General features: G+C 59.9%; 7 protein-coding genes. 1 reads left to right on the top strand and 6 read right to left on the bottom strand.

What is annotated here, in order from left to right; genetic code table 11:
• Nucleotides 1-472 precede the first annotated feature (472 nt).
• The 5 genes from AAE027_RS23080 to AAE027_RS23060 form a co-directional block, all read right to left on the bottom strand.
• Nucleotides 473-6,277 (bottom strand): hypothetical protein, encoded by a 5,805-nt coding sequence (locus AAE027_RS23080; RefSeq protein ID WP_370988783.1) that lies wholly within the window; start codon nt 6,275-6,277, stop codon nt 473-475.
• Complete coding sequence (locus AAE027_RS23075) at nt 6,274-15,003, bottom strand: phage tail family protein (RefSeq protein ID WP_370988784.1); 8,730 nt, start codon at nt 15,001-15,003, stop codon at nt 6,274-6,276. Before AAE027_RS23075 ends, AAE027_RS23080 begins: the two co-directional genes overlap by 4 nt.
• Before the next feature lie 1,205 nt (nt 15,004-16,208).
• Nucleotides 16,209-16,853: a PIN domain-containing protein gene (locus AAE027_RS23070; RefSeq protein ID WP_370988785.1), complete on the bottom strand. Its 645-nt coding sequence runs from the start codon at nt 16,851-16,853 to the stop codon at nt 16,209-16,211.
• Between the two features lie 57 nt (nt 16,854-16,910).
• Nucleotides 16,911-17,585: a VWA domain-containing protein gene (locus AAE027_RS23065; protein ID WP_370988786.1), complete on the bottom strand. Its 675-nt coding sequence runs from the start codon at nt 17,583-17,585 to the stop codon at nt 16,911-16,913.
• A 76-nt stretch (nt 17,586-17,661) separates the two neighbouring features.
• Complete coding sequence (locus AAE027_RS23060) at nt 17,662-17,916, bottom strand: hypothetical protein (RefSeq protein WP_370988787.1); 255 nt, start codon at nt 17,914-17,916, stop codon at nt 17,662-17,664.
• A 1,672-nt stretch (nt 17,917-19,588) separates the two neighbouring features.
• Between AAE027_RS23060 and AAE027_RS23055 the strand changes: the two genes are divergently transcribed.
• Nucleotides 19,589-20,626 carry a hypothetical protein gene (locus tag AAE027_RS23055; RefSeq protein WP_370988788.1) on the top strand — a complete coding sequence of 346 codons (1,038 nt, stop codon included), beginning with the start codon at nt 19,589-19,591 and terminating at the stop codon, nt 20,624-20,626.
• Between the two features lie 2,337 nt (nt 20,627-22,963).
• On the opposite strand, the gene AAE027_RS23050 is transcribed toward AAE027_RS23055, so the two are convergent.
• Nucleotides 22,964-23,536, bottom strand: a complete 573-nt coding sequence (locus tag AAE027_RS23050; RefSeq protein WP_370988789.1) for a hypothetical protein — start codon at nt 23,534-23,536, stop codon at nt 22,964-22,966.
• Nucleotides 23,537-23,557: the final 21 nt, after the last annotated feature.

The following is a 23,557-nucleotide window of genomic DNA, read 5'->3' as shown; positions in this document are numbered from 1 at the left end:
GCCAGCTCCTCCCTGATCGTGCAGATGCAATCTGGACCGCGATTACGTTGGCAGATCCGGATTTGCATTCAGCCTGAACGTTTGCGTCTTGATCTCGTCGGCGGGAGCGTGATGCCATCGGCCCTGCATCCACTGACGGTCCCACCACCGTATGTCCAGCATTTCGACTGGTCGGACGCACTATCGTCGTATTGGTTCGCAGCCTCCTGGCACGCCTCCTTGCGGGAAGAAAACGGACCTTTGAAATCTTCTCCAAGCGGAGCTGCCGTCTTGAGTTGAACGTGACAGACGCGTGATGTCGTCTGCACCCTAAGCATCCAGTCGGCGGCACTAGCCTTCAGCGGCAGGTTCGCTAGAACAACGATAGCAGCGATAAAGGCGGGTAGACGGAAACTCATTTTCCTCCTCCTAACATTTGCGACTGTTATCCACTATCCACGGCGCTTTTGTATTGATCCACTTGTTGTCTGACCTAGGTGATCTTCAAATTGTCCAGACCAAGGCGAGCGGTGAACCGCGGCCCAGTATCCGCGAAATTGCGATCCTTGAAAGTCTCGTAGCGCGGTTCGTCGGAGTAGGTCGCGGGCCGCAGTCGGTCTACTTCTTCAGCGAACACCGACCAGTTGTGGTTTTGGTATTCGTCAGTGTGGATCTGAAATGCAGTTGTCCAAGTCATACACGCCGAACTGCAGCCAGCGTCCGTGGCACGAGGTCCGTCGTACACGACTTCGGAGTCAGGCAATTCGTCGTCTCGCGGCAAGCGACGGCGGATCAAACTAAAGTACATCCTCGGTGCCTGAGCGGCCGATGATTCCGGATGCCCCTGGTTGTCATCGGCTCCCGACGAGACGCCCTCGACTACGGCGGTAATCTCGATCCGCTTTCGCTCGGGATCCACATATCGCGCGGTAGCGTTGAGCTTGCGCGCAGGCATGATCTGCGCCCACTCAACGATCGGCTCGGATACCTGCAGTGCCCGCGGTGCGTTCGGCTGGAAACGCACCAACCCGAGCCGCACGAATGGGTACACCGCACCGCAAGGATTGAGTTCGAGATCGAAGTACCAGGTCTCCTGATCGACATCGAAGCGCGGCGCATAGGTGATGAGCGAGACTGCCATGAACCCGCCGGGCGGTTGTGCCGCTCTCAGTTCCGCGGCATCAGCGTCAGCTGGCACTGGCATGAGCACGTTTTTGACTAGGACCGGCCCCTTCGGGTGCTTCTCCGGCGCGTCCGTGAATACGGCGTCCTCGCTCACCCCAGGGAAATTCTCCTTGGACAGCAGCCAGCCCTGGAGTCCGCTGTAGGAGCGGATGGGATCTGCCCCCCAGCGGGTCACCCAACCGCCACCGGGACCAAGGTCCGCGTCCTGCAGTTCCGCAATCTTGCTTCCATCGTCCGGCAAGGTCCGCAGGTTGATCTCGTTGCGATCATCGGGCAGCGGCCTGACGATGTCGTGGCGCAAGTTACCCACGTCCTTAGCGAACAGATTGGGCGGCCAGATCACTACGCCAAGCCGTTCGCCCTCACCGGCAGAGAGCCACGCGCGTTTCGCGCGCACGCGCACCCGCATTGCGCGGCTCACAAATACCGGCGACAACTTGGCGTTCGCAGGCGTCGGCACGTTGTCATTCCATGCGAACGCCGGAATCGGGCTCAGCGACACGACACGCGCTGGCCGCCGCGTCGCCGGCAGCCAGCGCCGGTCCATCACCGCTATCGTAACCTCCTTTTTCTCTGCCTCTGTCGCTCCCGGTTGCTGGGGCCCGGGTTTCGTGAGCACCTCAGGAAGCTCGTCGTAGCGCGTCCGGAGCGCGCCCGCATGTCGCGAGATGGCGACGGCGGAAAGCTCAATCCAGCGCGCCCGCGTGTCAGGGAAAGCGGTTGGGCGGAAGGCCCGCAACGGAGGATCGTGCGCCTTTATCTCTTGTCCGGGCCCGGGCTCGAGCGCTTTCGCTTGGCGCTGCAGATCGAGCAGGTCGAGCCGAACCTCGCCAGGCGAAGCCGTGTTCGGACCCGGGGCGAATCCTTCAATCCGCAGCAGTGTGATCGATTCGGGCTCGAAGCTAACGGAGCCGTCCTCGGCTGGCTCGAACCCGAAGAGCCGCTTGGCCTTCATCGGCTGCTGTGCATCCGGTTTCGGCCAGAGACCGCGAGCACGGTCATCGCGCGTGCGCCCACGCTCCACGTCGTCGAAGCGCCCGCGAGCGGCGGCCGCGCCGCTCGCGCGAATCTCGACCGCCCCAGTTGTTGCGCCGTGCACGGTGATCGACCCGTCGATCAGAACGTCCACCGCATCCGCCATCTGGTTTTCTAGCGTCCAATGGTCGGATTTGCACAGAGCCCCGAGGACCGGCTCGCACTCTTTTTCCGGCTTCAGCAGATGGTCGATGTTTTCGGTATTGTTCGTCTTGCCCGTTACGCGCAGCAGCTGCCACTTCCGACCCGCCACCGCGTTGGGTACTTGCTTCGGCAGGTCCACCGCGTGCACCGCTTCGATCTCGGTGACGGCCGCGACCAACGGCATCGGCTCCTGGAGCATACGCTTGCGGATTTCATCTGCTAGCGTAAGCATTCGCTCAGAGGCCGGCATCGGTAGTCCCGCGAAAGTGATCTTGCCGTCGGATTTGCCATTATTCTTTTTGGCGCCCAGATCGATTGTGGTTAGCCGTTTCAGCCCGGTCTCGAAAACATCGTCAACGGAGTAAGAGAGAGCCGTAATGCCCGCCTCGGTAACGGCTTTCCTCGTCATAGTCTCAACAAACCCTCTCGCGACCGCGAGGGCTACAAGCGACTCGTTGGCACCCCACATGTGGGTGAGAAAGATTGCGCTCGGGACGCACCAACAGCGGATGCGAGCCTCTTCACCTGGCGCGAGCGTCACCGTCACGTGGGCTGCCGCTATCGGGCGGCCGGATGGCGGCGTATTGGGGATATTACCGTAGTCAGTCTTTCCATTGAATTTGATCAATTCGCCCTTGCCGTCGCCGCGCACAAGGTCGAGTACGACCGGGACGGCGTCAGGATAGTCCGGAGGCGCGGGACCTTTGAGCTCATCTGTTGTGTATAAGGGCAGGGATTTTACCGCGTGCCGTTGGGCGCCATCGCCGTCGAAACCGGTGCCGCGGACCGCGACGTCGATGACAAGCGTCACCGCTGCTGGATCTGGATAGTACGGCTGACGCTCGACCTCCTTGTCTCTGTCAGTCGGCAACGGCCTGAACACTGCGACGCCAGATCGGTCGCTCTGTCCATCCTCGTTCTCGAATACGCCGACGGCGCTCCAGAAAACCTTCCGTTCGTTCGGTTGACCTTTGAAAACAACTTCGCCATCGCCCTTGACGCGGTAAAGGATTTCGCCCTCATCGGTAATTGCAGCGGGCCTCATCACCGGAGCTTTTTCCTTCGGCTTGGTGAGACCTGCCGAGGCTTTTGCCCGATAAACTGGAAATCCGCCCCAGGCAGCTCGGTGATCGACGCCCTTCAAACCGCCACGCGGCCGCGATTCGATTATGTGAGGCCGCCACGCAACCCGCACCTTCTTCCAGATGGCTCTGCCCGGGTTTGCAGGGTCAGGCACTGGCATGAACTCTGGCTTCTCCTCCTCTCCGTCGACTGTGCTGGTCTCATAATCGTTCGGATTCGGTCTGTCGCCCTGCAGCGCTCTGGGCTCACACATTTTGACCTTCCGCTCGATGTACTCGCCGCTTTTGCCGCGGAACGCGTCATGCAAGGCAGCAAATTCGAGGGGAACGGGCGGTGCCATGAGCACGCGCCGATCGAAGCCGATGCCGGGTAAGCTGCTCTGGTCACCAGATATATCCGCAATGCGACGATTGGTGGGATCATTGAGGCTGCGCACCATCATGCGGCCAGCTTGAGGAACAGGAAAGCGGCCCTTCAGCGCGACGCGGGTATAGTTCGTCTCGCGTTTCAACGCCCCGAACATCCAATCTGGAATCGTCATGACCGGCGCCTCAATGCGCTCGTGTCTGAGGAAAGCGGTTCCGTAATCGCCCGCCACTGGCAGCACGAGTTGGCCCGTGCGACTCTTTTCGTAATGTCCGAGTGCTCGGTTGAGCGGTAGCGATACGCCGCCGGCAAAAAACGCCCGCAGGCCGAAATGGTAGCGCCAGCCAAAGCGCAGTGGCGGCGGGGTGGCTGCCGGCTCCGTCGGCAGATCGTAGCTGATGTCGATACGCAGATCGTTCGTGCTGAGCGGGTGGCTTTCGACCCCGCACGCCAAGCCGAGCGGGTCGCCACGCCATGCGCCGATCACCTCTTCCATGAACGCGCTTGTGTGTTTGCGTTCACCTCCCTCCGGCAACCAGTCCCGTAGCGCCGCTGGTGCCTGCAACTGGCCGTCATCAGCATCGAGGCGCGCGGCGGAATTTGGGTAAAGCTTTGTGATGTAGTCGTTGAGCTTTTCACTCAGCTTCGCCGGAACGCTCTTGGTCGGGGTATATTCGACCTTGCGATGCATCAGAGTGTGCCAGCGATTTCGCCCTCCTTTTCCCCGAACGCCGACGTCGAGCTTGTACCCGACCGTCAGGTCCGAAGCGTCCAACACGATATCTTTGGAGTTTTCGCGCTTCACGTTCGGATCGTATTGGCTGCGCTGGTCCCGCGAATCGAGGTGACGCTCAATGCCGTACAGTTGACGCCAACGATCGGCGAGAGCCAGGCCGCCGCCACGTTGCGTGCCTTGTCTGTTGTCCGCCAACTCGTCACGAACCCGCGGCAGCAAGGTTGTGGAATATTTGGCCAGAGTGTTGCTGTCTTCTGCGCGGCGCTTTTCTTTCGCGTCGTCGGCCGCCATTCCCATGATCGGATCGAGCGAGATGATTTGATAGCGCTGCTCAAAAAGTACATGCTGTCCGAGATCGACGATCCCGTCTATCTGGCCGAAGACGGCAAGCTCACGTCCGTCAGAGTCGTTTTTCACAACGCGAGCATCGATCTCTTCGCGCGCACACGGCAGGAAATGCCCGGCCATGCTCTTCGTTTCCTTGCCGGGCAGACGGAGCTTGGCGGAGCTCCACAGCCGCGAACCGTCGTCCGTTGTCGCCAGTCTGAGAAGCAGGAAACGGGCATTTTGCTCTGCTGGCCCCGGCAGGTCGTCCGGACCCGCGGGATCGCGGTCAAGCACTTTCTCCGGATAGAGGAAGGCACCGTCTGTGGCATCCTTCAGCGCCTTTACCGGACAATCGAAGTCGACCGCGAAGCGGAACAGCCGCCCCAGGGATGGATTGCCTTGCAGGGTAAACAGGCGTCGCCTTGCGAATTCGATGCGCGGATCGTCGGCCGGCGGCGATACGTCCTTGCCGTCAAAGGTGGGCGTTCGCGACGCCAGGCGGTACGCGGCCGCGGCTTCGGTCATGATTGCACGCGTATGCTCCTTGCCGGTGTCGGTGAAGTTGCGTGGGTCACTGAAATACAGCGTTGCGTCTAACGGCGTCCGGTCCAACAACCACGGGTGCGCCGCGGTCAAGGCGTCGATCGCCTCTTTCGGAGTTTTGCCGGTGTCCTGATAGATTCTGCGGGCAGCTGCAAAGTTATCGGCGCGAGTGCGGCTGTCCTGGAGCCGCAGATAAGCCTGGTCATCTTCGGACAAGGCGGCCACAAGCGAGTCCCTTAGCGGCACATCGCTCGGCCACGGTCCAATACGATTCGTTTTCCAGTCTTTGATCCGGAAACTCAGCGAGTCCGAGGGCTTGGGCTTCGGTCTTGTATCGATCGCTTCGCGTCTCAGACCGGCTGCAAAATAGGCAGCGCGTTCGAGCGTCAGCTCTTTCACGATCTTGTCGCGGGAAGTGCCGTGAATATCGGGCGTCTTGTAAGGCCCGGCTTTCTCCGGGTCTCGAAGTGCCGCATCGAGTGGATCTCTTAGTTGCGAGTCGAACCTCGGATCGAGGGCCTTAGCCAGGAAACCGAATCCGTCATCGTCGCTCATCACGGAGCGCCAGTAAGCGGTGATTGCTGCAGCCTCTCCCGCGGAGCCGATCCGGTGCAAATCCTTCTTCGCAATCTTTTTGATATTGCCTGCAGCGAATAAGCCTTGGGTGCGCCAGCTTTGGTCTTTCCCGAGCGCAATGACCTCGAAACCCTCACTGCTGGCCAATAGTTTTTCGACGGAATTAGGCCAGTCCGCGAGGTCGTATTGCGTATTCTGCTCATTGAATACAGGTGCAAGCGATAGCGTGAGGCGGGCCCGGTCGCCGTAGATGCCCGCCGCGACGACATGCGCCGCGATGGAAACTGGTACTTTCACGATCATGCGGCGAACCCGTTGATGTCGGTGGCGAAGTAGGTCTGGTACTTCACCCAATCGTCCTGCAGCGCCTGTGCGTGGCAGCTCACGATCGGAGTGGGCGTGGGGCTCTCCTTCCCGGCAATACGCAGATCTTCTAGGATGCGTGCCGCCCTGCTGCCCGAAAAGCCCTGGCCCATGCTCTTTTGCACGCCGACCTGGTAGCGGAGCTTGGCGAAGCCCATCGAGAAAGCAAAGGTGAAGACCGCGGAGCCCTGCATACTGCCGCCGGACCGATGCGATATGCGTACCACGAGGCAGGCACTGATCGCGAAGCAAGCGATCTGCGCCTCGCCGCCGGCGTAGAAAAAGCCCTCGATCACGCAATCGTCAGTGTCATCTGACCGCGTGAGTTTGCGTAGGTAGATGCCGGTGGAAATGCGACCTTGTCCGCTGAGCGGCCCGTATTTGAAGGCGCCACCACCTCCGAACTCGAAGGAGGCAGCAAATCCCAAGAGCCTCTGGGCATCCGCGTACAGAGCAAGGAATCCGCCGCCGACATAGGGCGCGATCGAGAGAAGAACAGGGCGGTCCTCGCGTCCGATCGAAGCGACGAACGTCGCGCGTGCTCCATTGAATGGTAGCACGCACGCCGCATTGATGGACACGTTGGCAAAAGACACCGTGCCGATCGAGATGATGCCAAGGTCGAGGCTGTAGCCGGCCTCTATTCCGGGAACTTCGCGGCTCGCCCGCACGTAGGGTCCACTGCCACCCGGGTTCATCAGAGCCTGTAGCGGCTTGAGGAACGCAGCGTTGGGGCCGAGCTCGAAATCCTTATATACGATGTTGAAGTCCGAGCCCTTGCCGCTTTCGTTGACGAACTGTGCGCCGTCGAAAATTAGAGTCACGACGTCGAACAGGTTGATGTCGAACGGATCGAGCCGGCAGCTTGCGGTGAAGCGGGGCGGAACGGTGAGGTCGAGGAGATCGTATACGGCGCCTGCGGAGAGCGTGATCTGACTACCTGGCTCCGGCCGGAAGACCGGCGGAAACTCCTTGAGATCGGCCTGCATGTCATAATTGAGCACGACCTTCGCCGGCACCAACTCCTTGATCTTCTCCTCGATGCGGCGTCTCGCGCCTTCGAGGTCCACGATACGCTTGAGATCGCCGCTAAGCACGGCAGTTGCCGCATTGGCGAGCTGTTGAGCCAGAATCTGTGTCGATCCCTGATTAGCGCTCCAGGCCTCGAACAGCTTGGAGAAGGCTTGAAGGGTCGCCGGGTCAAATTTCGTCGGATCATTCGAGGCGAATCTCGCCGCCAGATCGTCAAGCTGCAGCTTTTCGGCAGCCAAAAAATCGTCGGTTGGATTCGGTCCCGCCGGACAATTGAGCCCCGGTCGCGGCAGAGGCACCTGTGAAGGCTTAGGACATGCGACTAGCAGTAGAGCACGAACCTTTGCGAAGGTAAGTCCGCTCAGGTCATCGCCAATATTGCCGTCGGCCTTGTCGCTGTTGGTCCCGCCAAGGGCACTCCAGACTTTGTCGCGCGCGTCGACCAGTTTTCCCTGCACACCGCTTAGAAAGCTGAAGACAGGACTAAGGCCTTGGAAAGCGATCAAGACCATTTGTTTGAGGTACGGCTCGCCAGCGACGACGAATACGCCGACTTCCTCAAGGACTCGTTGCTCCAACTTCTGGACGATTTTCGACTGGATCGAGTCTATGGTAGCCGATGCGTTAAAGACAACGGTAAGTAGCTCGTCCAGATATTTCTGGGCACCGTCGGGCGTGACTGCGTCCGATACCTTCTGGTTTAGCGTGTCGATGGCGGTCTTTATGTCTGCCTTCAGGGAAATCGCATCGTTTCTTGCGCCGTCGATAATTGCGATGATATCGTTGAGCTTAGGGTTTCCAAGCGACGCCAGATCGTCCCTTACCTTCTTCAGCGGCCCGGCAGCGCCAGTGTCGCGCAACGCGGTTGCATCGCGAGCCAACCCACAAAGGGCGACGGACACGGTCGCAGCAGCTTTCGCCGCCTCAACGACGGCGGTGCGCGCTTTGTCGTAATCGCCGCCCGTTCCAGTAATCTTTGCCAGCAGTGATTTGATATCGCTCGCGGCACGTCCGCTCTCGTGGGCTATGGCGGGGAGGAACTGTGGACTGCCGAGCACAATTATGAAGTTGTTCAGCGCAGACAGCAGAGTGTTGCGCATTCGCCCCAGCGCCGCAAAAGCGTCCAGCGGAAGGCGCCCGGGAGTCGCGCTGCAGACGTCGTTCTGCAGCTGAACGAGTTGGTCCAGGGCTCGCCGGAGCGCATCGCGCACCTTGACAAACGCAGCGGCGCCCTCGTCGAGAGTCCTGGCTACATCTTTCACTGGCTGCGAATCGAGGCTAATCTTCTCGAACGCCTTCACGACTTCGGCAAAAGCCTTGCCCATGTCGTCGCGCGCTTTGTTGACGCCATCCGGGGCCGGAAGGTTGATTGCGTCAGCCACGGATTTGATGATTCCAGCGAGTTGTCCGCATAGTTGGACGGCGTTGGTCAAGCCATAGTCCACTAGTGGTTGGATCAACTTCAAGGCCGCCGCCGCAGTAGATACGAGATCGCCGATGACGGTTCGGATGCTCAGCTCGGTATGGCCAACGAGAGTTTGCCCGGCTGCGAGCAGGTCGCGCACCTGCTTCGAGGCCGCGTCGTACAAGAGGCCTTTGATTCGTTTGGCTTCCCGGTCGGCTTCGTTGCCGACTGCAACTGTCCAGTCGTCGGCAGCGGCCTGCAGCGCCTTCTGGAAATCTCCGGTGGCGCCGGCGATTTCTGTCTTGAGTTCGTCTGCGAAGGCCTTGCCGATTGCGCTCGCTGCTTGGTCGCCATTCTTGGTCAGCAACAGTCCGAGGAAATTGGAGTCCGATGCGGCTTTCGAGAGGATCTCTTGAACCTTCTTGTCGACTGCATCCACCTGGCCGGGAAAGGTGGACGCGATAGCATGGGCACCAGGCAAGGCCAGCACAAGGTGGCGCCACGCCATGAAATCCGGATGCGAAAACAGAGATGCGAGATTGTCGTGCAGCTTGGTCTGAAAGTCCTGAAGACCGGGAACGGCGGACTCAAGCAGGGCTGCTGTCTGGACAATGATGTCGGTGACCAGCTTGTTGAATGCATCGCGCAGAGCTTCGTGAACCGGTGCGAGCGGGTCGTTTGCGACGCGCTCGATCGCGGCGAGGAAGCGACGCCCCGCACCGTAGATGGTGGCGAAGGATGCAAGCAGTGCCTCGACGTCGCGCACCGTCGCACTTGAGGAAATTGCAGCATCGAGCGCGTCCGCCAATTCGCGGTAGGATTTACCGACGTCCGGATAGAGTCGCTCGATCCGCTCGAGCGCGGCGCTTTCGGTGAAGTCGGATTCCTTGGCGTCCGGTTTAATCGCGAAGAAGAACTGCCTCGCCAGCGTCAGCAGCGCTTCCCGCATCGGGATCAGCAATCGGTCGCGAACCTTGGCGACGGCCGCGCCGGCATCGGCGTTGGCGACTTGTTTGAGATCGGCGAGAAGCGTCGACGTATACTGGGTCGCCTCCTTGAACTGCGGCGCACTCGCCAGACCATTGCCGATAAATTGGATGGCGTCTTTCAGCTTGATGACCCCAAGCACACTCGCGTCGCTGAAAATTGTGGTCGGATTCGGATCGTCAAGGCCGGTCGATGCCGGCAGGTCGGAGCGCGCCAGAGCCTTCAACGAAGAATGATAGTTGTTGTTGCCGACCGGCCCCCTGCTGCGCGACATCGCGACCAGCTTCGTATTGGGACGTACCGCCCCGCCCGTGCGGTCGCCCGACGAACCGGGATCAAGCGCGACTTCCGAAATGAAATCTAGGTAGACGTCGGTCTTCGCCGTCGTTTCTCTTTTGCCGCCACGCGGCTTGCTTGCGAGTCTCTCATCCTGCGGAAACCCGAACGCCCGGTACTCGGAGTCGAAGAAAACTCCGATCTCTCCGGTCGCGCGACCTACCATTCGATCGACCTGCGCGATGCGCACCGCAGCCTCTGCCATGACGGGATAGAACGGTGGCTGGTCCACGCCCTGCAGCAGCGCGCCGAAATCAAAGTTAGTGTTGTCGAAGCGAATACGCCTGTCGTCGTCCAAGATGTTGGGAATCGCTTTTTCTCGGCCTTCCGATTCGATCACCCACTGCCGCGTCTCGAAGCTGGTTGCGTCGGGCTCCTTTTCGGGCGCGTATCGGCGCTTGCCGCCGCCGAGTTGCAGGATGCGACGCGGGTCAGGTTGGTTTTTATCGATCGCGTCTGTTCGCTGATTGTAGCCCCGCGTCAGAGCCCTCATGGTGGGTTCATCGTTGGCCGCCGTGTTATCGACGAAAATCAGAGGAAGGCGGGTGCGCGTGCCGCGCGCGTCAATCTCCAGCTCGAAATTCACTTCCCCGCCATTGCGAGCGCGCACCCTTGGCCAGAACACGAGACCCGGCAGGACCTGCGGATCGCCATCGTTTACACGCAAATAGATGCGGCCGTTGGGCGCCTCGTACCACCTGTCTGTCCCGCTCGGCGTCGCATCGGTAGGATCGAGGATGTCGGGGGTTACACGTGTGAGGATTTCCAGCCGTTCGACCGGCCAGCTCCGACCCCCATTCGGTTGGCCGAGCGCGGGGTAGGTTTTGATCGGTGTGCCGACGCGCAGGAAGAAGCGTTGCACGAGAAAAGCAACCGGACCCGCCGCAATGCCACCGGGTCCGACCATGAAGCGCCGTTCTGTTAGCTTGACCAGCGACGCGCGATGTCCGCAAGGGAATAGGAAACCCTTATAGATAACCTCCACACGAACATCGCGACCGAGCCGGGTGTCCTGCCGCCAGCGTTCGATTGAAAAGGCGTCGAACAACGGCTTACCGGGCTTATGGCTCTTTACCCAGTCATCAATCGGTACGACTTTTGCTGAAGCCGGCGGGACGAAGTTTGTATCGGCATCGAAGCTTCCGCCGAGCGCAGTCAGAGTCAGCTCGGCGACCCCTAGCGGCTGCGGCCGATAGATCGCGGAGTAATCGTCTTCAGGCTTGCCGTCTTCGAGCGCTTCTGTTGCCGCGTACCGCAGCTTGAACCCCGGCGGCGGGTTGATCTGGCTGCCATCCGTGAGCGTACCATCCTTTTTGCGTCGCCCCCGCACCGGGAGGCCGTACAGCGAGCTGAGCGCGACTAACTCATGACGGTCGCCCGCATCCATGCCGGTGTGGAACCGTTCGGGTGGCAATGTCGGTGGTTTGGGTGTTTGTCCGGGCAGAGCATAGACCGGTTCGTCGGGTTGATAGGGATTGCGTGTAGTGACCTCCCGCGCCATCGCCCATGGCGCCCACGGGCCATGGGGCGGACCGCCAAGCTGGGGATCAAGCAGCGCCTCGGGCCGGAAATCGGGCGACCAGATCGCGCGCACGCTCGACGAGCCCGGCGCCTCGTCGAGTTGAGCAAACCACAGCGGAACTGGCGCGCTGTAGCCGGGAACTTGGCCCGTTACGCGCTTAAGATCCGCATCCATCGGCACGCCGAGCGGCGTGAGCCACGCGGCGTCTTGGGCGGGCGACAACATCAGCCGAAACGGAAGTTCGATCGAGGTTTCGTAGAGGTTCGGAGGCCGCACGCTCGCGGCAATCTCCGCCACACGCTGGGCACCTGTCACCGCGCCTAGCCGCGCGAGCGGCTTCGGGCAGTCGCTGACACCGTCGAGTGCGCGCTGTTCGTCGTGCCGTATGGCCCAGCCGTCGCCGCGGGTTAGTCCCTGATAGAGGAGCTTAGCGGCTTCGTCGCGCGTTTCCTGCCGAGCCCACCGTGGCGGAAGCCGACCGTTGGCGATCTGCAGGCTGGCGCCGTCCTTGCCGGTTCGGCCGGGCGAGCCCGCGAGAGGCTCAAAAACCTTCTCGGCGCGCCGAACGACCGCAAGGTCGAAGGCTCCCCAATTTGTGAGCGCTTCGATCGTGAACGGAAACGCACCCGCCGGCGCGCCCTCGCGGTTCTCTGGCCGCCCGCTCTCGAAATCATCGGCTGGGATACGAAAAACTAGGCGCGAGGATCCTGAGACGCGCGCCTCGGTCGGGATTTCGAAGTGCTCGTCGACTTCGCTCTGAAGATCAAAGGCGGCGACGCTCGCCGCGATTGCCCGGGTTGCCTTCTTTGCCTCATCGAGGCTTGTTTTCGCAACGTCCTCGACGCGCGCGATAGTACTGCGGCGTCCGTAAAAAGGTCCCGGCAGGTTTCCATACCCCTGGAGATCCTGCTTCTGTCTGTCCGTCAGCCCACGAACTTGCTCCCGTTTGGACTCAGGACTTGCATAAAAATCACTGAACTTCGTGTAATCGGAATCGCGCTGTTTCCTCAGCCTCTCCCGCGCTTCGAGATAGTCCTTGACCTGGCCCTCGGGAGGAGGCGTTTTGCCGTCGACCGCCTCCGGATAACCCTCGCTAAAATCGTCCTTTATGTTAGGAAATGACCTACGAAGCTCCTGGAGGACCACATCCGGAAGCTGTACTTCCGGCATGCCCCGTAAGAAGCGGGCGCGTTGCTCGGCGGTCTCAAGAGCCTCGTCTTTCGCATCTTTCTCAGATTGTATCTCGCGTGCCACCCGCCGTGCTAAGCGAGCGGCTTCTAGATCAAGGTAGGCGGGGCCGACATACTCTTGTTGGTCTGCGGGTATGTCGGCGTCGTTCTGTACGGCCTTTCGGAATCGCTTGCGGTATTCGTTGTAGTCGGGATCGTTTTTCGCCTCCTGCGCATCCCCGATTTTCTTTCGTGTCTTCTTTCGATCATCCAGCTTCCCGTTCCGCAGTATCTCCGCCTCGTCTGGTTTGACCTCCGTGCCCCGCGGCGGGACGGGCAGCACTGGATCCGCCTGCAATTGCCGCAAATACGCGCGCTCGGCGATGTGTTGGGGTGGGAATTCTACCACCAACAAGGGGCGCGGATCCTGTCGCGATTGGTAGCGCGTGGGGTCATTGGCGAAGGGAGGCGCATCTTTGCAGACAAGGGGTACAACGGGATCGGACGTCGGCTCGCCATTCGGCACGAAGGCTGCAATGCGGCGGTCCGGCGTGACCCACCATCCCGCCCCGCCATAGTCTCCCGGCTCGCCGTACTCCAGGACCAGATCTTGGAATCGGTACTTGAGTGCTAGGAGGTCGGACGGCCGACGCACAGCGAGCATCGCGCGGCTCAGCGAGATGCGTACCGGAACCCCCGGTTTCTTTACGCCGATATGTACTACGGCTTCGGCCTGTGGCGGATCGGTGGTAGGCGCGGGCGTTCCCGTCCATACGTGCCGCAAGGGCAGCTTGTCGATGCGGAACAGGCATTCCGATTCGTGGAACGTCAGCTGGCTGAACAATTTGGCGGCGCGCTCCGCAGCCGATTCGGCCCAACTGTCGTCCTTCGCCTTGGCGCGCGCGAGCGCGATCCCGACAAGACGGTCGCTCAGAAGGGGAATCGCCGCATGCTCCAATGCAAGGGGCGCGGCGAAATGGTTCAGCGTCCGCTCGTTCTTCGCACCTGTGCCTCCTATCCGGATCGATGGCACCCGTGCGGACACGCCCGGCCGCGGTGCGACTGCGGGAAGTGGCGCGGTTGTGAATCGGCCGAAGCGCGTCTCGATGGGCATCTTCCGCTTCGTGGCGGTGAGCGAGCAGATCACACGCAGTGCGCCGTCCTCTCCTCGGGCGCGCCACAGCAGGCCGTTGAGGTCGTCGAACTCGCTCGGGACAGCGCCGTCCTCGCGCCGAACGGCAAGCGTCGTCCAGGGAGCCCGCAAAGCGAAAACGGGATTGCCGTCGCCAGAATTGCGCCAACCGAGGAAGGATGCTTCCGGGCCGTCATGAATTGAGACCCTCGCGCTCTCTCCGGTTGGGAGCCGACCGAGCGCGAGCGTCCCGCTCCAGGCGTCCGGGGGGTTAGACTTCGATTGCGCCAGGTCGTGCCGCACCAATGCATACAGCACGCGAGGTGCTAGCCGTTGCTCCTCGGCGACAACAATTGTCTCTTCGAAGGTGGAGTCGGGTTGCTGCACGACTCGACGAACCGGTCCCGTTGCCCCGGGCGCAGCGCGAGCCGGGACTTCCGCAGAAGGCTGCTTGGCCGCTGGTTGGGAGAGGCTGCTGTCCGGTGCGGGCGGCGCCCCGTCGCCGGCAAACAAGGCGCGCACGTCTTCCCTTTCTTTGCCCGTGTCGTGCGGGTCCAGGATGAAGACATCGGCCGTCTTCCCTCCTTGGCTGCCGGAGAAGACGGTGAAGAACACCTCTCGGAATTGGAGGGATGGGCCCTCGTCAGGCAGAGCGCGGAAGCGCTTCTGTTTGGCGGCGGCCGTCTCTAGCGAGCCGGGTACAATCCTTTGACCTGCGCGCAAGATCCAATAGAAATCGCGGTGGAAGGCTAAAGCTATATCGCTTGCCCTATAGATATCGAAAGTGTCTCCAAACAGCGCCCTAATGAGTGCAATAGTCTGCGACCTGCTCAGTTGACCGGCGACTTCGTCTACCTTGTCGTCGCCTTTCAAGAACTCAATGAGGTGTGGGACTGAAATGCTAACTTCCTCGTCCCGCCGGAGTGTTATGATCAGCGAAGGTTCGGAAGCCTTGGCAGGCTTAGCGTTTGGATCAAAGTTAGGGTCCCATCTAACGTCGATCCTCAGCCCGAACTGATAGCCGCCCGGAAATGCACATTTTGCAATTTCGGCGCGCCAGCCATTTTGCACCCGGCGTAGCACGAAACGGCCCCTCCCATTAGGGAGATTGGGATCGGTGAAAGTAGATGCACGCAGAAGCCACTCGTAGCGCGGCTTTGATGGTGCATCTGTGCGCCGGACTGTGGAAAGGGGTCTCTCGATCCAAGCGATTATCAACCCGCGCCGCGAACTATCTTCGTAGGTTACATCTAGGTACGGACTCTCGATCGCTGCACTTGCCGGGCCGGCCAATAAGGAGGATGCACCGCCTATGAGAACTTCGCGACGTGTTACAGCCCCTCCTCGCTCGGCTCGGGGCGCTTCAGAGCAATTGGCCCCAGCGCTCTCCGGGCCATTTTCTGGATTGTGGTGGTCTGCCATGGTTCGCCCCTCTAACCACAGCGGCAGCGGCCTGCCGGAAATTATGCCTACAATTACTACTCTTTGACTGGCTTCTAGGCCTCATAAGCCTCGCCATTAAGAACGTGCGCCGGCCACGACGTGAAGCAACACGCGAGGACGTTAACTCCCCGCTATCTGCCACGTTGGTCGCTGCAACCAATAAGAGTCGTGTCTTTGGCAACGATTGAAAAAACTGGGTCAATACAACTCTACCTGAGCTGAGGCCGTCGTCAAGCTAAGGGTGTGTGCCGCTGCGAGTTTTAGTGACGTTCGATATCCGATGCTCGATCATTTCGAAATTGCGCGCTGCGGCGAACGCGGCCGCTTATGCGAAGGCTTCCTGCCAACCATCCCATTCTCGTGGATCTCGCCGCTTGACTCGCATTTCCGAGATGTCGGACGTCGCGCCGCTAGGATACGGACAACATCTCGTTGGCAGAAACTGATCCCTAGATCTGTTTGTGCGCACAGCCTCAGCGGCATTAAGGCCTAAAGCGCTTTGACGATTGCTAGTTTCCAAAGGAAAACCGCAACAGCTATTGGCCATTGGAAGAACGTCCAGACTTTCGTGAGATAGACGTTCTCGATGTTGCTAGCAAATGCCCACCAGACCACACGGCGCGAAAGAAAGCGCGTCAGCCAGAAGCCGCAAACGAAGTAGGCTAGGATTCCGAGCGGCCCGAGGAGCAGAAAAGTCGCGATCACGACGAGCAGACAGACGAGATATGCTGCGATGAGCTCGCCTAGCCGATAGGGCTCCGGCCGCCGCGACCGCCGCGACCGGCGCAAACGTCGGCGGCGTCGGGGGGGCCATTGCCTGAACGCAGTGGTATTGCTCGTAGCCACTAAGTCCTCCGTTGTGCTCCGCGATAAAGAGGCAGCATCACGTCGAGACCGATCTCGATGTTCTGAGTGATCACGTGCTCAACGCGGGCGTCGATCAGGCGCGAGGTGGAGCCTGCAAGGCTCGCGGTCACCACCACGCGGCAATCCGGAAATTGGGCTTTGATCGCGCGACCTATGTCGAGGACCAACATTCCATCACCCGACGCGAGCACAAAGTTCTGCGGTCGAAATTTCCCGATCAGCGCAGCGGAATGGAACGCCAGCGACACGTCCGCGTTCGCCCCTGAGCCCTTGATAAAGGCGCTCTCGATGATAAGGCGCCGGTGCACGGTCCAGCCTGTGCCGACCAAATCGCAGCACATGTGGCCGCCAACCGCGGGCGCGCTGTAACAGGCGTGCAAGTCCACCCGGGGAAACGCATCCTGCAGCAAGTTTGCCAGAGCAGCAAAATTGATTTTCCTCCCGAGATCGCGTGCCCCAAAAACCAGGTTTTCTGCGTCCGCCATCACGAGTGTCGGTGCGGCCAAATCGATGCCGGTGAATGGCCCCGTGGTAGGAGCGATATCCACGCGAGGTTTGACGGGCCCGAACCGGCACATCCCCAGTTCGCGTTTCGAGATCACGGCGCAGGCGTTTGCACTCATTTTTTTCCTCCTTTGCAATTTCATGTGGGAGGGCGGGGACATCCCCGCCCTAACTGACTAGCTCCACATCTTCTGCTTGTAGACGAGCAGACTATTCAGCGCGTCTCGGACGGCCTCGATGCGCCGTTGGCCTTCCATAGCAGCGGTCATCGAGCCGCTCGTGTCGATGCAGAAGACCGTGGCCTCGCCCCTGTGATTGGTACCCTTGCGCGAACTGGCCGCGCGGCGGAACGCCTGCCCAAGAGCAGCTACGGTTGTGGCTTCGTAGTAATGGCCATTGTGCGTAGCATCAGCGATGCGCGCGAGGAGATCACGATCGAACTCATGCGGATTCCCGAATCCGATTGTATTAATGTTCGTCCATTGCGCTCTCGCTCGCGCAACCTCATCCCAAATTGCGTTGTTATGAGGATTCGCGCAGCCGTCCGACAGCAGCCAGATTCGGCGCCTCAGGCCCCTGGGCATGCGGCCGAGGAGGTCATTTGCGACGCTTAGTCCGTCGGCGATGTTGGTCCATGAGCCGCAGACCGCATTTGGTAATGCCTGCACAGCCTTCGCGAATGACCCGTCGAAAGCAGAGATGAAGCCATTCAGCACCTTGCCGTGATCGTTGAATACGACCAATGCAACGAGATCGGCACAGCGGATTGCTGGCTGAGGAGTCCTCCGCTGGGCGACGGGCGCCCGGTTGGAAGATGCAGGGGCAGTGCTTGAGCGATTGAAGAACAACATGGGCGTTTCCTTTCGTGTTGGGTTGACTGGGATTATAAGGGGAGAGGCTGCCGAGCGCGGCAGCCTCGCAGCAGGCTTACGCGAGTACCGCCAATTGACGCGGGCGGCGCGACTGAAAGTCGAGCACCCAAAGGGTGCGCCGCCCGGTTAGCTCGTTGACGAAAATCGCACCAAGCGAGCCTGCATTGGTGGTCTTCCAGCCAATTCGGCGGCCGCGGACAGGTACGGGCCCATCATCGAGGATGGGTTGGAAGTGCGAGAACGTTCGCTTGACCTCTTGGTCAGACGGCGCCACGATCACTCTGGTTGCTGGAGGTGCGCGGTAGAGCATCTCAATCTCCTTGCTGATGGTCGCTGGCCTGCTGCCAGCATGCGAACGAGACCACCACAAACCGCGCTTGGTTGTATCCGGCGGAAAGCGTAGGAAATCCGTAGGAAATCCGTAGGAGTTTGACTCCAGGGGCCGAATGCCGAGCACAGCGGATAAAGACCGGGAAAAGGAAGCTCTCAAGGATCGCCGAGATCGGATCGATGCACTCAGAATTGGTCTTGGCATCAAGACCAGAGCGCAACTTTTCGATTTGGTGAGCCAAAAGGCGACCAAGGCTCTTGAGGATGGCTATCCTAGCGTTCCCCGCGAAGACTTGGATGATATCTCCCTGTGGGGGTACGACGATTTCCGGCGGTACTTTAGGGAAGGTGGGAAACGGTACAGGTCACTTGTTGATCTCGTTTGCCGTGTATTCGCGGACTTGGATATGTCCCCGGACTCGGGTGCCGACAAATATCGTCGTTTCGCAGTGGGCGTATGGGGACAGCCGGTCTCTCCGGCTTCATTGCCTTCCAGCCCGACAACCGCGGGCCCAGCCCTGACAACGCACGCGCCTGGACATACTGTCGGCTTACAGGAAGCCGGCTCAGACCAGTTCAACACCGCTACCGCGATTACAGCGGATGTTTTCGCATGCAAACATGATCAGTCGTTCAAACTACTCGCGAGGGGATACCTGCGCGGAGCCCCTCCGAGATTTCATGTTGCTAAGCACATAGCTGTGGCCCGATCCTTCGACGTAGAACGACTAGTCCGGCTCGTTGATGAAGGTGCCGCGGCGATTCAGGTTTCTGCGCCGGTAGCTGAAGGTCTCACGACAACTCTTATGCAGACTGCTGATGCGCTGCTCTCAGAACGAGACGCGCAACTTTATTGGTGTTCAAACGGAGTTTTGCCACGTGAACCCCCGTCCCGGAGCGCGCACGTCCTGATCATCGACGACGCGCACGAACTACAAGATCTGCCGGACTGGCTATCGGAATACTCACCGGACAGAGGTGGTGCCGCGACCGTCGTCTTGGGGTGCCGCGAATACGCTGCGCGCCGATTGCGTCGACTCGGCAACCTTCCGTGGATTCCGGAGAGGCTTACTCCTGTTAGGGCTGCAGATGCGGATTTGTACGTTGCCGCGGTTCAGAAATATGGAGCAGCCGAACACCCAGAAATGGACCTAAAGGAGTTGTTCTTAGCTGCATTATCAAATGAGGGCTCTCAAAGAGGCGGGCTCTTCCCGGCAATGTTCGCCGCGACGCGAGGCGTTATGCTGGAGAGTAGATATAGCCGAATAATCGAGGGTCTTGGCCATGACGATCCAGAACTCGATGCGCTGGCGTGTCTTGCGTTCTGCAATAGGCTCCACTTAACAACCCAGCATTTCGAACCGCGATATCAATTCGGATTGCCATCTACATCACTTCTCGAATCCATGGCCGACCACCTCGCCCGAAGTCAGACGTCTACATCGGCGGCCTTAATAAGGACTCGGATCAAAGAGCTACCGGAGCAGTGGAGCGGGGAAGTGCGATGCCGAGGGCGCGGCGGATTGGAGTTGAGACATCCATCGATTACGCACATCTTCTTCAGGTGGATATTCGGCGCAGCAGAACCGCCCCGCGGACAACCACCAAGAGGCGCTGTACGGCGCTACAAGTGGGAGTTTTATGAGTACCTGTTGAAGGGGCTGATCGAAGTCCAACAACAGCCGGCCCGCGACGCACTGGCGTTAGTCGAGAACGCGGTCAGCGTTATGATCAGCGACTTCCAGCGGCGCGGCATCGGTCGAGAGGCGCCTGGCGCGGCCTCGGTTGCCACGCTAGGCTTAATCGATCAAATTGAGCATTCGCTGAAACTTGCCCAAGTGGACCTTGCGAAACTCTCGGTCTGCCGCGCGCGCGTCGCCTCCTACATGAGTGCGGTGGAGCGTGATGAGGTGAAGAAATCCGAGCACGTCGCGGCCTCGATCAGCGAACTAAGTCGTGCTGTTAGTATTGTGGAGGATGAACCGAGAATCCTCCTTCAAGTTGCCAGCACTCTTGAATCGCTCCCACAGCCCCAAACGGTGACCTTCGAAGGAGATCTTGAGCGTGACTGGCACGATATCTATGAGATGATAACTGATCGGGCAGAGGCCGAGGGGGATTTCAGATCAGCAGATCACGCGAGGCAACGCTATTTGCGCAAGTTGCTGAACGTTCGGCATGCATCTCCCAAGTTTTACAGCCTAAATCGGTACAGTACGATCGAAACGTATGTGCGCAGAACGTCGCTGTTGACCAATTCTGTCTATGATAATGACCGACTGAATCTCTTGCTTGATCTCGCAGGCTGGGCTGCGCAGGAATATCGGGACGGCCAGCAGGTGCCGATCGGTTTACCGGAAGACGAGTTCCCTTCATCACGACGAAGCGTATACAAAGCTATTTGGAAAGAGTTGCATCGCCTGCAAGTCATCGGTCGAATCAAGCGAGTGCTTCGGTCCAAGCTGTTGCTTCGGCAATTGGACAAAACGCGCAGGCTCTGGGCCGCAGATGAGAAGGTCGCCCCAAAGAAGACAGTGTGGCCGACTCTGCGGGCGCGAGGAGCGAGCGTACAAGATCTGATCAATACCGCCGACTGGGAGGCTCTGGCAGCGGCCTTCCCGACCTATTACCCAAACGATCCGCTGTGCCGTCGCCAACTGGACTTGCAGACGCGCGAGCGCACGAAGTGACTCAGGGAAAAAGGTGCCTACAGGTCTTGGTCTTCTCGGGGCACCTTCGATGGCTGGGCGGCGGCCTCCGGTTGGCGCAGTGGGTCGAGCGAAATCGGTGCCGCGGCCGCGATGCAGGTGGCGCAGACTTGCTGGGCCGTGCGCGACGGCGGCTTCTTCGATCTGGCTGATGTGACGCTAGCCAATTGTCGTCCCGCGACAGGCCGTCGGCACGCCTTGGCCAGGCCGGGAATCCTGCCTTTCCTGCAGGCCGGGAGTGAATACTAATCGCATGGCCGGTGACGGAAATGCATCGATGCAGCGCCACACTGTCCCAAGCCGCTTTTCCAGCCGCGGTCTCGCTGCCCTCGCCATGCGTGCCGAATGGCGACCAGAGCAGGGTCGACACGCGCACAGTCCAGTGGTACAAGGGTCGGACTTGGCGCAGAGGTAAGTGACTGTTTTTGCTACGGTTTGATGGATCGAGCCGCAATCCTTTCCTGGGCACCATACATTTCTGGATCGCAAACAAATCCAGTTAGATAAGCCCTTTCAGAGTGTTGCTTTGGCCCCAACTGTGTAACAATTGGGTGTAACATTGCTGTTCAGGGTTGTTCGGCCGATGCGCCGGGACCGGTCTCGTTTTCCTCTTTTCGTGCAGCGCATTCCGGCTGATGTCCGGTGCAAAGCAGTCGGTTTTGAACTGGCGATTCCGCTCGGTGACGCCTTCGTTTTCGTGAGCCCTAGCGAGGGCGCTCAGGCCGTACGGTTCTCCCTTCGCACCACAGAGCCTAGCGAGGTCAAGACGCGTCAGGCGCTCGCGGCGGCTTATCTGGAAACCGTCTGGGCGGCGCTCCGCACTGACTCCCCCGTGCGTCTCACCCACCGGCAGGCGACGGCCTTGGCAGGCGAACTCTATCGCGTTTGGGCGACCAGCGAGAGCCGCGCCCGGAGTCGCCATGGTCCACACGCCCGGAGTTGGCTGGGCGCCCGACACGGAGAGCTACGACGAGCAAGAAGCTCACTGGGCAGCCGTAACGGAGATGTGGGAGAGGGTTGGCGGTGACGGTGAGGCCAACAAATTAGAGAAGGCACTCGGGCCCATTGCGGACCGCCTCTTGCTGACCAAGGGCATCCGCCGTGTGGATAGCGAATCGCGTGCTCTCCTGCTCGCCGCCTTTTGGATGGCGCTGCGTGACGCCTTTGCGAGCCGTCAACGGAATGCAGGGGGGACTATTCGCTCGAACCCAAGGCAGCTCGCTTTCCCGAGTGGCAGGCCCCGGCAGATGCGCCGAAGGAAAAGCCAAAGCGGAGCGCCTCCAGAATTCCCTCACCGGGCTGGTCGAGGATTGGTGGAAGGAAGCCAAGCGGGCAGGCCGCAAGCAGAGCACCTATGAGAGCTATCGCAATTCGATGGCCCGCCTGGTGACGTTCCTCAAGCACGACACGGCGGCCCGGGTGCTGCCGCTTTGCAGGCCCCCATCTTCAAACAGGCCACCACAGCGCCATCCCGCAGGGCATTCTCATACGAATCGTCTTTGTGGTTCGCGTGAAGATAGGCCCCCGAACAGGGCAGCGGCGACCAAGATCACGACGTAGCGGGCTCGCTCCAATATTAGCCGCGCCCTAGGGTTCTTCTCGATGCGGGTGACCGTTGCCAAGAAGATGCCCGGCGTGCTCACGAGAAGGATGACAATTTGGAGACTGCCCGACTCGACATCCAGCCGCTTGAGAAGCTGATGTTCGGGCCAAAGGCAGTACGGCATGAAACATGAACGGCTCCCCGAAGGATGCAGTTTCGAATCGAGATGTCCGATGGGGCGAGGTTTGCGTACCCTAAGGCGGTCACCGGCTTGGAAAAGCGTGTCTGTGTCTTCAACAACGATTTCATTGCGGCTAACTTGCGATGGGAATCAGGTGTAGCAAGTCCCATCTTCTACATCGGTGCTGACCAAGCAGAAGCGGCGAAACAACTCAGGGCGCTGGAGGCCGTCCTGCCGGCTATGCTGGCGAGCTGTTGAGATTAGCGGCCTTTAACAGGCACAATCTCACGAGCTACGCTGATATCGTAGACCGACTTAGTTCGCCAATCTCAGAACGTCGTCTGAAGCAGAACATTCGGATGAGTAAGCTTCGTCTGCGGGCGCTTACGCAGGGATCAAAGACCTAGCACTTGATCCGGTCACTCGGCACATGGGTCAACGGTTGGCATTACGGCCGCTCTAAGACCCATTTTGGGAGACGGATCGCGCGTGAGCCCCAAACACAAGGCTGTGTAACAAGCCAACGGAGGGCTTGAAAAAATCTTAATTCAATAGGGTAAGGTAGCGGCTCACGCAATCCCGCTAGTCACTTTGTTCAAGTTGGCCGCTTCGAAGTCGTCCCATCCAGAAGCGCGAACATTGGTAATGACGATCCGTGCTGGCCAAGGCTTACCAGCTCCATCTCCTCGCTCATCGTCCGTGTAAGAGCCTCTGCTGGTAGATGGATGAGTCCGTCCAGATGGGAGCCAAGTCGCTTCTCCGCTGCGGTAATTTCAGAATCGCTCGCGATGGCAAACAACGCCTTGAAACCATGGCTTGTGAACCATTCCATCCGCCGAAGTTCGAGCTCCTGTCCGGCATCAACGGGTACGCCCGCCGCCGACCGCTCGATCATAGATGCAGGCGGGAAATTGGCGACGCCGGTGATGCCGGCATCCTTCAACGATTCGGCAATATCCTCCCAGCAAGCGAAGGGGTCGATCATGAGTATCGCCGCATAGACATGAGGAGCGGACGTTGCCTTGTCGAGGGTTAGCAAGTCTCGCAAAAGACACTCATTCCAGTCGAGGATTGGCAGGGTCGCCATGACCAGCAGGGAGCCTTCTGGAAGGCTGCGCAAAGAGGGCGCGTAGACTTGCAATTGTGCGCCTTTAGCTATGTCCGACATGTGTGTGGCAAGTTTGCCGGG

Origin of the sequence: Bradyrhizobium sp. DN3, assembly GCF_041357655.1 — a bacterium.
GTDB lineage: Bacteria > Pseudomonadota > Alphaproteobacteria > Rhizobiales > Xanthobacteraceae > Bradyrhizobium.
Note: the sequence above shows the minus strand (reverse complement) of the source record. Positions and strands in the feature narration are given on the sequence as shown.

Coding starts and splice junctions, on each gene's coding strand:
- AAE027_RS23080 (WP_370988783.1), bottom strand. CDS start 6,277: ATGATCGTGAAAGTACCAGTTTCCATCGCGGCGCATGTCGTCGCGGCG.
- AAE027_RS23070 (WP_370988785.1), bottom strand. CDS start 16,853: ATGAGTGCAAACGCCTGCGCCGTGATCTCGAAACGCGAACTGGGGATG.
- AAE027_RS23065 (WP_370988786.1), bottom strand. CDS start 17,585: ATGTTGTTCTTCAATCGCTCAAGCACTGCCCCTGCATCTTCCAACCGG.
- AAE027_RS23060 (WP_370988787.1), bottom strand. CDS start 17,916: ATGCTCTACCGCGCACCTCCAGCAACCAGAGTGATCGTGGCGCCGTCT.
- AAE027_RS23050 (WP_370988789.1), bottom strand. CDS start 23,536: ATGTCGGACATAGCTAAAGGCGCACAATTGCAAGTCTACGCGCCCTCT.